11 protein-coding genes are annotated in these 12252 nt (G+C 46.5%); 7 read left to right on the top strand and 4 right to left on the bottom strand.

All coding sequences use genetic code 11. From position 1 onward, the window contains the following. From GX089_12885 to GX089_12870, 4 genes are all read right to left on the bottom strand, one after another. A partial coding sequence (locus GX089_12885; protein ID NLP03385.1) for a hypothetical protein occupies nt 1-238 on the bottom strand: 238 nt, incomplete at its 3' end. A gap of 264 nt (nt 239-502) precedes the next feature. After that, entirely contained in the window at nt 503-925 is a 423-nt protein-coding gene (locus GX089_12880; protein ID NLP03384.1) for a peptidylprolyl isomerase, read from the bottom strand. 145 nt (nt 926-1070) lie between these two features. Beyond that, nucleotides 1071-2267, bottom strand: a complete 1197-nt coding sequence (locus tag GX089_12875; protein ID NLP03383.1) for an aminopeptidase — start codon at nt 2265-2267, stop codon at nt 1071-1073. Between the two features lie 504 nt (nt 2268-2771). Further along, entirely contained in the window at nt 2772-4022 is a 1251-nt protein-coding gene (locus tag GX089_12870) for an NAD(P)-binding protein (protein ID NLP03382.1), read from the bottom strand. A gap of 397 nt (nt 4023-4419) precedes the next feature. On the opposite strand from GX089_12870, the gene GX089_12865 reads away from it, so the two are divergent. From GX089_12865 to GX089_12835, 7 genes are all read left to right on the top strand, one after another. Further along, on the top strand, nt 4420-4833 hold the full coding sequence (locus tag GX089_12865) for a thiamine-phosphate pyrophosphorylase (protein NLP03381.1): 414 nt from the start codon (nt 4420-4422) through the stop codon (nt 4831-4833). A 3-nt stretch (nt 4834-4836) separates the two neighbouring features. After that, nucleotides 4837-7311: a DNA translocase FtsK gene (locus GX089_12860; GenBank protein NLP03380.1), complete on the top strand. Its 2475-nt coding sequence runs from the start codon at nt 4837-4839 to the stop codon at nt 7309-7311. A 53-nt stretch (nt 7312-7364) separates the two neighbouring features. Continuing rightward, entirely contained in the window at nt 7365-7991 is a 627-nt protein-coding gene (locus tag GX089_12855; GenBank protein NLP03379.1) for an outer membrane lipoprotein carrier protein LolA, read from the top strand. Continuing rightward, nucleotides 7963-9549: a hypothetical protein gene (locus GX089_12850; GenBank protein ID NLP03378.1), complete on the top strand. Its 1587-nt coding sequence runs from the start codon at nt 7963-7965 to the stop codon at nt 9547-9549. Before GX089_12855 ends, GX089_12850 begins: the two co-directional genes overlap by 29 nt. 1 nt (nt 9550) lies before the next feature. Further along, nucleotides 9551-10594 (top strand): hypothetical protein, encoded by a 1044-nt coding sequence (locus tag GX089_12845; GenBank protein ID NLP03377.1) that lies wholly within the window; start codon nt 9551-9553, stop codon nt 10592-10594. Nucleotides 10595-10645: 51 nt separating this feature from the next. Then, nucleotides 10646-11908, top strand: coding sequence for a hypothetical protein (locus GX089_12840; protein ID NLP03376.1), 1263 nt, complete (start codon nt 10646-10648; stop codon nt 11906-11908). A gap of 126 nt (nt 11909-12034) precedes the next feature. Further along, nucleotides 12035-12252: rod shape-determining protein (locus GX089_12835; protein ID NLP03375.1), on the top strand; the 218-nt coding region annotated here is incomplete at its 3' end.

The following is a 12252-nucleotide window of genomic DNA, read 5'->3' as shown; positions in this document are numbered from 1 at the left end:
TAACCCGCTGCATGAATTTGGATATGGTTTCTTCGCTGGATTGAACCACCAGGTGATAGTGGTCATCCATGATAGACCAGGAGAAGCACTTGAAGGAGTACTTTTCCTTGGTTATAGAGAGCTGTTTGAGCAGGAATAATTTCATTTTCTCACTGGAGAATGCTTTGAGCTCAGGGATGGAGACAGATCTGATTTGATAGAAGGCGTTTGGGACGATCATTCTTGGTTTGGTCGCCATGTGTCCTCCTTAGTTTTACAGATGCTTATCCTGAGAGTTGTTCAGAGGAAAAAGGGAATAGCAAAAATCGGGGCAAGTTTGAGTCGTAGATTCACCTTTGGGGAGACCTCAGAGATAAAATCACTGTTTCACCTCGGAGATGACCCCGGAACTCCAGAGCATCAGGAAGGTTCCCCTCAATAGACAATTCAAATGAAATAATGGGTGTATTCAGAAAGGGGAAAAAATCCGGCACAGAGAGAATCTGAGTACCGGATTTTGAAGTTAGTTGATTTGAACCAGATCTATCTCAAAAACCAGATCTTTTCCTGCCAGCGGATGATTAGCATCGAGAGTGACTGATCCGTCGGTAACATCAATTATGGTCATGACAAATGTCTGGCCCAACTGATTAGCCACTCTTATCTGCTTTCCTTTTTCAGGAACAACCGAGTCAGGAAATTGACTTCTGCTTACTGTTGCCACAAGTCCGTCCAAATGAGGGCCATATGCCTTATTAGAAGAAACCTCAATGGTCTTATGCTGCCCGACTTCCATGCCGATTACCGCTTCCTCAAATCCGGGTATGACCATGCCATCCCCAATCACAAATTCCAGCGGCTCACCATCGGAGCTATCGAACACTGTTTTATCTTTCAGTTTCCCGGTATATAGCACTCTAACAGTATCGCCGATTTTTGCCGACATGTTGAGCTCCTATCTTTTAGTTTAATCCAAGCCGGAAACTTCAACCTGCCGTCCTCCGGGTGAATTTATACTCTCCGTGCCAAATGAAATACATTTATAAAAAAAAGCAAAAAACCGGCCATTAATCTCTCCCACCTCCCCTGTATCAGAAGGTGAACTCTCCCCCACGGTAAATCACTCGTTTTGACCCGTCTCTGAGTATAGCGGTAACTTCTCTGTCCATAGTAGCAATAATATCTGTGTGCTCAGGAGAATCATTATAACCAAGATCCTCAAATTGCTTATCAGTCATCTCCTTTGGGTCACACTGGCAGGCATCATGATAAGCTTTCCCGATCGCCAGATGACAGTTCCCGTACTCACCGCCGAAATTCTCATCAAAGAGTGTATCTGCCATAAAATGGGTGATCTTGGAAAATCTCTTATCCGTTAAAGAAAACTCTCCTATCTTGTCCGCATTCTTCTGAGAGATCATCTCCCTTAAAAGCTCCTCTTTCTGGGCGGCCCTGGCCTCTACGATCCTACCTCCTCTGATTTCCAGACTTATATCTTTGATAATGTTTCCATATCTGTACAGGGGCAGGTCGAAAAATATCTTCCCTTCGACCCCTCTCCAGTCCGGTGATGTGAAAATTTCGAAGCTGGGGATATTCCTCCCTCGTCCCCCAAGCCACTTTCTCTTCTCTCCCAGACTGACAATCAAATCTGTTCCCTCAGACTTTACGTTTATCTTATCGATGGGTATCTCGTTTAAATGCTCAAGAATAGCATTCATCTGGGTGCTGACAGAACGCCATTTTCCTATGGGGTCAGCTTCATCGAGAAAACAGGCCCGCCTTATCTGCTCCCAGTACTCATCAATAGTTAATCCCGCCTCTTTTGCCGTTCCCTCGGTACCATACAGGCAAAGGGTCCAGGTAAACTTTCCCGCATCCTCTTTCTCATCTAGCCATTCCCTGAATTTTCTGGTTGCATGATTGGCCATAATTACTTTCCTGGGATCCGCATTAGCCAAATAAAGAGGATCTTTTTCTGCCAGAATTCTTACATAATGGTCGATATTGTCTGTAAGACCACGGTAGTATTGCTCTGGAAAAAACTTCAACTGCTCATCACTGCCCTCCTGGAGATGAATCAACCTGAAATCATCATCTTGAATCTGTATCAGAGGGTTTCCACCACTTTTAAGAATCGTTCTGTAAACCTCTTTGGCAAGTGGAACACCGGGGGCCTGAGTAACTACATATACAACATCACTCGCCTTTATTCCCTCTCCGTCATTGAGAGCAAAGTTGATCAATACCTCTGCATAGCGCTTAAGAATTATTGAATCCGGCTGCATGAGTTTTTTCTCCTCGTCTTAAATAAATAGTTCACTACCAGGTGGTGTTTTCGGGGCCGGTATCGATAGCAAAAATGCCGATTGTGATGATATTGATTCCGTACCTGTTTTCGATCATGGTTTAAATTCCAGTTCTAAGCTCAGATAAGAAGCCCTATGGTATCTTTGCGAAAGAACAAATGAATATAAATAGCGGAGTGCCTTAATTCCGGTCCATATCTTTTTTTTAATTCTCTCCGGATATCCGGCAAAAAGAATTGGAGATTATTCCAGAGGAAGTCGATCGCTTCGGTTCACAGATTCACCTCGTAGATGAATATATGATTAATGCCAAAAATTCACCTTGCAGGTAAATAAATGAATTAATGATCTATTGTCACTGATTCATCTCGTGGATAAATTGATGATTTAACGACTTAAGTCACAAATTCACCTCGCAGGTGAAAATGGCTTGTCAATCTCAGAATCACCTCAATAAGCACTGTAGATAAAAAACAGGTACTTTTACCCCGCGGAATATTCCCGAACCTTTGATGAACCGGACTTTTTAACTACCATATCCCACAAGACTTCCGGAAGTATAAGAGCCGATTTTTTCAGAAAACCTCTGGGAGTGTTTTCACCTGAAAATATGGAGAATAGCTGCCTTGAAAAAGTAGGACTCCTTCCAGCAAGCCTGAGCATCACCTCTATAAAACCCGGTTTGAAAAACAGATCCCTGGAGGGGAGGGATCTTCTAAGATCATCACCGTATTCCTCTCTCCAGAGTGATTCGTACACCCTCATATCCCCGGCAGTGATAGCCTGAGCGGCTAAATCCGCTGACCAGAGTGCATAGAGTATGCCCTCACCGATCAAAGGATTGACATGTCCGGCTGCATCACCCAGAAGAATCCAGTTACTACCGGCGCAGGGCTGATCGAAGAATTCCCCTGATGAAGCCTGAGGGATAAGGACGCTCCAGCTTTTCTCTATTTTCACGCTCTGTTTTTGATTCTGAAGAAATGTATCGAGATCGTTTTTAAGACCTGGTGAGTTATACAAGGTATCGGAGATTTCTATCACACAAAGTTCTGTATCCCCGGATGCCTTGAGTAGTCCCTGACGACCTCTGGTGAATTTTATCAGCGATGCTTCCTCCATACCGGAGACCTGATATCCAAACAGGAGAGCCAGATCTTTACGGTGGAATGGTTTTGAAACTGCCTTGCGGACAATGCTTTTTACGCCATCTGCCCCGGCAAGCATCCTGGCCCGGAACTGATGCTCAGTGGTATCTATTTTCCAGAGCCCTTTTTCCTGAAAAACGCCGGTTACCCTTTCCTGAATAAAGCGGGCACCTCTGGAGATCGCCGAATCGAGGAGATACCTGCCTGGATTAAAAAATGATACGGCAGCGGGTATGCCATCTTTCCCACTGCTGACCACTACTCTTTTGCCTGAGTGTGAGAGAAGATGAACCCGGCCATCTGAGTGCTCTTTCCGCAAAACAGCGTTAAGCACAGGGAATTTTTCCGTAAAGCAGAATGGGACAACTCCTGCCATTGGTTTGTCGGTGGGATATGAGTGGTCGATTATCACAGGATCGAGCCCCTGTTTTGAGAGCAGCCAGGCAAGACAGGCACCAGCAGGACCAGCACCGACTATGACTATGTCGAAAGTTTTCACAAACCGCACTGTTTTCCTGTGGCTTGAAAAAAGGTTGGCAGTGAGAAGATTACTGCTGTTTGAAAGCTGTTTTCCTAATGTGACCATTTAGAGTCCCGTTTTTATGGTGAAGCGATTAACAAACAAAAGTTGTGCCAGAAAGAAAGGAAAGAGGAAAGGTATATTCCACTTTAAATGTGGAAAACGTTGGGTTGTTTCCGTACGAAGTGAAATTCCGTTTTCTTTAATTTTCCGGAAATGAGAATCGTTTGCGGATTTGAAAATTTACCTCTGGGGTGAATTAATGACCAAAGGCAGAGTCCTTAATTCTCCTCCGGGGTAAGGGGGAACAGATTCCCGCACATCACCCCCCTCCCCCCAGTAATTCCAATTCAGATACAGAAATAGCAACCAACCCTGAAAATTGGCTTTAATCCTCGACCTGTACTTATTACATTAGTTATATTTTTTTTCCTGATGAGATATTTCCGAGGAGTGTTGCCTTTTGACTGTTCCTGATCCGGTATATAGAGTTCTGGACGCCAACTTGAACAGACTCCGGGAGGCATTGAGAGTCATCGAGGAGTATTTCCGCTTTCTAAGAAATGACTCCACTCTCTCTGCGGAACTAAAAGGTATCCGGCACTCTCTTCAGGAGATCGAAGATGGATTGGGCAGGGAAAAACTGCTCGCAAACCGGGACACCGGCTCTGACTGCTTTGCGAATGAAAACAGGCCGGAGGAGATGACCCGTAAAAATGAATCGGATATCCTGATTGCCTCTTTTAAAAGGGCTCAGGAAGCTGCAAGGGTGTTGGAAGAATACACAAAGATAACCCAAAACCCCTGTCTCTCCGAAAAAGCAAAGAGTTCCCGGTTTATTCTCTACACCATTGAACAAAAATGTCTGGGCAGATAAATTATGGCAAAGAAAAAGAAAGATGAATCAACTGCTGCGGCTAAATCTTCAGATTTCGGACATGAGATCTGGGGACTGGTGTTTCTCTCTTTTGGCGTACTGGTACTGATTTCTCTCGTTTCTCATTTTGTTAATAACACCTCCAATGTGCTTGGATACTATTTCGGAACCGCCCTCTCCTCAGGTCTTATCTTTCTTCTGGGACCTGTTGCGGCCTTCTTTTTTCCTCTCTCTGTGTGCTATTTAGGATGGGTCAGGCTCAAGGGTGAATCCATTTCAGTAAGAAGAGGCTTTTATGCTGTGCTTCTGACACTGGAAGTCTGTTTCCTGCTGGCGATTCATCATCTCCCGAATATTGCAGTCTCACCGGAACTCAAGACAACCGAGAATTTTGCAGGTATGTTTATTGTAAAACATATCTGTAAACCTGTCTTCGGAGTTCATACTTTCGGACCCTATTTCCTTGGATCGCTGGCCCTTCTTATCACAGTTCTCTGGTGTCTCAGGATTTCACCCCAGCGGCTTGCCGGGTGGATAAGTGCTGCAGCTCTTTGGAGCGCTTCAATACTCTCCAGATGGTGGCAAAGTTTTAAAGAGCAACTGAAATACAGACCCCCGGTAAAGGAAAAATCAAACCAGGATAAAGCTCCCGCCGTTGTTGAAGGGAAAGCTGAAAAACAGTCCAAACAGAAGAAGGTTGAGCCTCAGGTCGTTGAGCAGAAGGAATCAGAGGAGAAGGTTGCGCCTGTACCCGCTGTCAGCCCTGTCAAAGGGGCAATTGACGATGTGGAAGAGCAGGCACGGCAGCAGTTGGAAAAAGAACTTGCTGCATTCCGGGCCAGGAAAGAAGAGCCTATCAAGATCATGAGTGTCGAGACCGCAGAAGTTGACACAGAAGAAGAGGGGATAGATGAAGGCGCGATCCCTTTCAGAATTGATGACGAGGAGCCTCGGAATGAAAAAAAGAAGGCTCCTGTCGAGGAAAAACCCCAGCAGCCTTCAAAACCATATCGTATCCCGGATCCATCCATACTCCCCGATCCTCCTCCTTTGTCAAGCCTCATTGACAAAGAGGGTATTGAGCGCAACTCCATGGTGCTGGAAAAAACCCTTCTCAATTTCGGGGTTGAGGGAAAGGTGGTCTTTGTCAGCCCCGGGCCTGTGGTTACCCGCTATGAGATCGAACTGGCTCCGGGAATAAAAGTAAGCCGGGTTGTAAATCTTCATGATGACATCTCTATGGCGGTTTGCGGGCAGCGAATCCGTATAGAGGCTCCTATTCCCGGAAAATCAGCCGTGGGTATAGAGCTTCCAAATTCCGCCAGACAGATAGTTCATTTCAAACATATACTCAGCTCCGATGCTTTCAGAAAATCAAAAGCCAAGCTGCCTGCAGTGATCGGTACAAACATATCCGGGGCACCCTATGTTACAGATATTACTAAAATGCCCCATGTTCTGATCGCGGGTCAGACAGGATCTGGCAAAAGTGTGTGTATCAACTCCATTATCTGCAGTCTGTTGATGACAAAGAAGCCGGAAGAGCTGCGCTTGATCATGATCGATCCAAAAAAGGTTGAGCTGGCCTTTTATGAGGGAACCCCTCACCTTATGTCTCCGGTTGTGACTGAATCCAAGGAGGCTGTCAAGGCGCTTCAATGGGGCGTAATTGAGATGGAACGCAGGTATAAGATGCTTGCGAAAGTTGGTGCACGTAATATCGATTCTTTCAATACCAGATTGGAATCCGGCAAGCTCAATGGAATTCTGTCTGAGCAAGACAATAAACCTCTTCCCTTTATCGTTATCCTTGTTGATGAATTGGCGGACCTGATGATGACCGCCTCAAAAGATGTTGAGGGGCTGATTCAGAGAATAGCACAGTTGGCACGTGCAGTGGGAATTCATCTGATTGTGGCAACCCAGCGTCCCTCTGTGGACATTATCACCGGTCCTATCAAGGCAAATCTGACTTCCCGAATTGCCTTCAGAACGATTCAGTCCACCGATTCCCGTACCATTCTTGGGCATGTCGGGGCGGAAAAACTCCTGGGAATGGGGGACATGCTTTTCCTGCGGAACGGGGCTCCTGAGATAGAAAGGTTTCATGGGGCTTTTATTTCAGAAGAGGATGTAGAGAGAATTGTAGCGGATATTCGCAGTCAGCAGTTCCAAATCGAGAAAATTGAGAGTTTCATTGCCGAACTGGATGATGGATCCGGTGGTGGTAACAGCGTTAACTATGACGATGGTGACAGAGACGAACTGTTTGAAGAGGCGGCCAGGACTATCGTGAGCATTGGACAGGGGTCAACATCACTGCTTCAGCGCCGCATGAAGATCGGTTATGCCCGTGCCGGGCGTCTGATGGATGAGTTGGAGCGGGCCGGGTTTGTAGGTCCCCAGGACGGGAGCAAAGCCAGAGAGGTTTTAGTGAAACCCGATGAGCTGGAATTGTATCTTGAAACTCATCGGTAATGGCATCGGTCCGGGCGGGTGCAGCCCATCCGGTAAAAAAGGACAGAAATATCATGTTTAAAAAAACTGCGGCTTTGCTTCTTGTGATTTCAGCCTTTTTTGAGGTGTTTCCTGCTGAGCCGGAAATTCAATCACTGATTAAAAAGAAATACAACCAGAATGCGACGATTGAGACTCAGTTCGATTTGCATATCTGGTGGAGTGTAAGAGAGCGCAAGGAGAGTAAGAAGGGAAAGCTTTATCTGGCTCCTGGAGACAAATTCCGCCTGGAACTTGGAAGTGAAACAGTTGTAAGTGATGGGAAGGATTGCTGGCAGTACAGCAAAAAAAGCGGGCAGGTAATCATAAAGAATCTTCAGGACCTCGATCTTTCATATCATCCCTCAAAACTACTTTCCTCCTGGCTCAACGATTATTCTTTTACCCATAAAGGAACTGATGGTTCCGCGACAATTCTTTTCTGGAAAGCAGATTCTCTCTCCGGGAATTCATCATGGGACACAATCGAAGTGCATGCGTCAAATAAAACCGGAGTGGTCAATGAACTGAAACTGACAGACCGCAATGGAAATATCCACACATATAAATTCAATAAGACATCATTCAATTCTAAAATACCCGGCGAAGTCTTTAAATTCGAGGTCCCTGGTGATGCGCAAGTACTTGATTCTCGCAAGTAAAATCTTCTTATTTTCCGGAATCGGGTTTTTATTAATTCCGGTCCAAAATGCCTGTTCTGCCGGATGCTCCAGCACCCGGGGGCTGGCTTCAAATCAAATCTTTCAGCTTTCAGGATCAAACGATACTCTCTGGATTTTAGCGCTCGAGAGCAACAGCTTTTCTCTTAATACTATCCAGGGGCAGGGAAAACTGGCCGGACGGGTGACGGAAAACTCAAACTGGCTTGCTTACAAACTGGGATGCATAAATAAAGGCATTTACGATCTGGCAAGTGGGGGAGGTTTTACAGTTGCTGTTACGGATACGGAAAGCGGTCCGCAAGAGATATATACATTCAGGCGTGATGGTGGAGAAATTGTGCGAAAGCCGTTTCGCTTTTTCTGGTCAGACAGCGTAACCGGCAAGAAAGAAGCCAATGTTTCAGTGATGGATGTTGTATACGGCGGTAACTGTTTTTTCTTTGCCTGTCTCGATGGGGGGGTAGTAAGATGGAACCCTGGCACGGGTGATACCGAAGTGCTGACTCCGGGTTCCTCATCGGTTGTCCCTATAGAGGATTTTGTAATTTCAGGATCTCTTTCCGCGAAGCGCCAGGTGACCGCTTTACATTCATCAGAGCACTTTCTGGCGGTCACTACACCGTCGAAGGTGAGGCTTTTCTCCTTTTCCGATTCATCGTGGGACAATACGATTACCTCTGCAATCCTGGACTCGGGGGTTGTATTCAGGAGTTTCTTCAGTGCTTTTGTAAATAATGACTCAACCGCACCGGTGATTTACAGCACAATAAATCTGAGTGTTTCCGGAAAAGACACATTGGTGTTCTGCAAGTATAACCGGAAAGAAAAGGGGTGGCGCATTATGCTTGAGGATTCTCCGAACAGCATCTCTTTTGCCACAGGCGGTTACATTTACATGACTTTCGGGTTAAATACAATAAAGGCCTACCTGGACACACTGGGAGATTCATCAGTGCAGCGTAATCCCTCTCCGGCAATTGACCGAAGCAAGTTTGAGCGGAGAATGACACCTGTAGCATACGGGATCGATATGCCTGCTATGATTACGGATATTTTCTTTACAAAAAGAGATGAAACCTCCGGCTATCTCTGGATAGCATCATCAGAGGGATTGTTCTTTTCGGAGCAGGAGACCCCGGGAAAAAGCAGTCATGATTTTATTCTGATAAAGAGGGCTCCTGTGGTGGAGGCTGGTCTTAAAAACACCTATGCCCGTCCGGGAATTCTGGCAGCGCAGGGATACTGGGACGGGGAGAGGCAGAGCCGCACTGTATTTGTCTATAATCTTGCCGGCGATGCCAAAGTCACCATAAAGGTTTACGATTACAATATGGACCTTGTGAAAACTGTCATCGAAGGTAAAGCGCGAAAGGCGGGAAAGAATGGCGGACCGCAGGGCCGCAGCACAGTTGAAAAAGAGGACTGCTGGGATGGCAGGGATAATATGGGCAGGATGGTTGCGCCGGGAGTTTACTATTATAAGATCAATACCAATACTGGTGAACGGGGTTTCGGAAAGATCGTGGTGGCCAAGTAATATGTTTACGAGAAAAACAGTTGTCTTATCCGCTTTTGCAGTCGCCGTTCTGCTTTGCACCGGAGGTGAGGCATCGATGGTCGGGGGACGTTCCGGAGCTTATCTGAGACCTCCGGTAGGAGCAACATCTCTGGCCATGGGCGGGACTGGAAGTGCTGCTCCGGAGGACCTTTTATCCTGGTGGAATCCATCACAGCTCTCTTTCCTTCGGTCCAGAAAACTTGCGGCAGGTATTGGCATGGCATCATTTGGACGTTCAGATGCTTTCGGGGCATTTGAGTTCAGGATTCCGCCGCGGATGGGTATGGGTTTTCTGTTGCTTTACAGAGGAGATCCATTCCTGAAGCTTTACGATGAACAGGAACAGCCTCTTGAACATGCGGCTTATACTACCCTGACAGGTAAAATAGCGCTGAGTTACTATGTAAACAGAAACTTTACCGCAGGAGCCTCGATCGGTATCCACTATCAGAGTCTTCCCACAATTGCCCGTGGTGGAGATCTGAGATATTCTTCGGCTGTCGGAATAGGTGCGGTAGATCTATCTTTTACATATAAAATTACTCCCGGATGGACACTTGGGGTGGTGGCTAAAGACTTGGGAGCGGGAATGGACTGGGAGATAGAATCCGATTATTACAACAACCTTGTCCAGGACAGGCCGCTTCCCTCTATTGCTATCGGAAGTAAATACAAAGCGGAGCTTATGAAAAAACCCCTTATCTGGGCGGTGGATTTAAAGGGATATTTTTTTGACGGCAACTGGAAAAAGCTGTACCGCCCGGAGGGTATTGTAAACCTGGGCTGGGAATGGCAGTACTGGGAAAGGTTTTTTATCCGTGCCGGAATATCAGAGTTTCTGCTTAATGGTGATCTGCTTAACGACAGGAAAGCTTATTTTGCAAATTCTCCGGTATCGATTACGATGGGTTTTTCACTGGATCTCTCCCGTTACAGGGAGGGACTCAAGCTCAATTACGCAATCGCTACTGACAAATTATGGGCGGGTGTCGGACAGCAGGTTGATATTACCATGTCTTTTTAGCAGAAATAGTATTGAGATATTGGTTGGGGAAGAAACGGTTCAGGAGATAAAATGATATTGACCAGAAATCTGAAAGGTCTGGCTGCGATACTGGTGATGTTTGCAGTAGCGAAAGCCGGAAATGTACCGGGATCAGCCTATTACAACTTTCTTGAGGAGGCTGTTAACCCGCGGGCGATGGCAATGGGTTCAGCGGGAACAGCATTGGGTGCGGGAGGTTTCTCTTTTTACAATCCGGCGTCGATGGCTTTGCGGAGATCTCCCTTTATCTCCTTTGAGATCGGAAAAATTTATGAAGATCTGCGGAGAGGATACATAGAAACCGGCTGGATCTTTCCGGGATGGTTCGTGGGTGGATCTTTCCAGAGCCAGTCGGTTCAATTTCAATACGCCACTGAGCAGGGTATTGTAAATTCCTATGGCTCTCAGCAGAGTTCTTCCGGTACTCTGAATGCAGGCTTAAGGAGAGGTCGGTTCGCGGTTGGAGCAGGCTTCAACGGAGTATACGATCGTCTGACAGAGAACTCATCCTACGGCTTTACACTGAGTGGAGGTATGATTTATTCCCTTATCCCGGAGATGCTTGACATAGGAGCGTCATACATGCACGGTTACGGCCGCAGTTCAGGTTATCTTGACACATCGGGAACTCTCTTCCGCCACGACCTCCCTTCCACTGCAAGGTTTGGGGCAGCGTTCCGTAACTCCATAAATGACAGCTATAACTATACAATATCCGCGGATCTGGTTTACAACAGAAATTATGAAAGATTGACTGTCCCGCTCGGTGCTGAGATGTGGATTCTTCCCGCACTGGCACTCAGAATCGGAACACAGATCAACGATCCTGCCAATCCCTTTTCTGCCGGAGTAGGTATTAAGTGGGAAAACCTGAAAATCGATGCAGCTTTTGCTGCTTTCCGATTGAACAGTGATAATTCTCTCAAGTGGTCTCTTGGATTTACCTATGAACTGGCATCTGCGCGGAAAAAAGAAAAGGAAGCAGCAAAGGTCCCATCTGTGGAAAAAAAGGATGCGCCTGTTCAGGTGGAAGAAACCACATCAGGCCCAACTGACAGCACAGAAGCTGCACCGGTAGTTGAGCCTCCCTCTCCTCCAGTCGACAGCGAAGAGACAAAATCTGATGGAGAATCAGGTGTTTCCCGATCTGAGGTTGAGGAGCCGGCTGCTGTTAATTCAGAAGGCGCATCGGACAGATCCGAGACCATTCCTGAGGAAGAGGACAGAGGGATAACCGGAGACAGTCCGGAAAGCAGTATTCCAGAAGAGGGGGCCCCAGACAGCAGTGAGTAAACTTACGGATTTTTGATCTACCATAAGAAGTGTATATTATTGTATTTTTAGGAATTACATAATACAATTACTATTCCGGTTCAAGTTCGGAACAGGATGAAACAGTAAAATGAATGAGGCATCTGTATGGGATTTCCCTTTTTGTCAAATGATTTAGGAATCGACCTCGGAACGGCAAATACACTGATTCATGTCAGGGGTCGCGGCCTCCTTATCGATGAGCCCTCGGTGGTGGCTATCGACAAGAACACCAAAAAAGTCGTGGCGATCGGTTTAGAGGCCAAGCGGATGCTGGGACGTACACCCGGAGAGATCGAAGCGATCAGGCCCATGAAGGATGGTGT

The organism is Fibrobacter sp. (genome assembly GCA_012523595.1).
GTDB lineage: Bacteria > Fibrobacterota > Chitinivibrionia > Chitinivibrionales > Chitinispirillaceae > JAAYIG01.
The sequence above is the reverse complement of the archived record's forward strand: the minus strand, read 5'-3'. Positions and strand labels throughout refer to the sequence as shown.

Coding starts and splice junctions, on each gene's coding strand:
- GX089_12880 (NLP03384.1), bottom strand. CDS start 925: ATGTCGGCAAAAATCGGCGATACTGTTAGAGTGCTATATACCGGGAAA.
- GX089_12875 (NLP03383.1), bottom strand. CDS start 2,267: ATGCAGCCGGATTCAATAATTCTTAAGCGCTATGCAGAGGTATTGATC.
- GX089_12870 (NLP03382.1), bottom strand. CDS start 4,022: ATGGTCACATTAGGAAAACAGCTTTCAAACAGCAGTAATCTTCTCACT.
- GX089_12860 (NLP03380.1), top strand. CDS start 4,837: ATGGCAAAGAAAAAGAAAGATGAATCAACTGCTGCGGCTAAATCTTCA.
- GX089_12855 (NLP03379.1), top strand. CDS start 7,365: ATGTTTAAAAAAACTGCGGCTTTGCTTCTTGTGATTTCAGCCTTTTTT.
- GX089_12850 (NLP03378.1), top strand. CDS start 7,963: ATGCGCAAGTACTTGATTCTCGCAAGTAAAATCTTCTTATTTTCCGGA.
- GX089_12845 (NLP03377.1), top strand. CDS start 9,551: ATGTTTACGAGAAAAACAGTTGTCTTATCCGCTTTTGCAGTCGCCGTT.
- GX089_12840 (NLP03376.1), top strand. CDS start 10,646: ATGATATTGACCAGAAATCTGAAAGGTCTGGCTGCGATACTGGTGATG.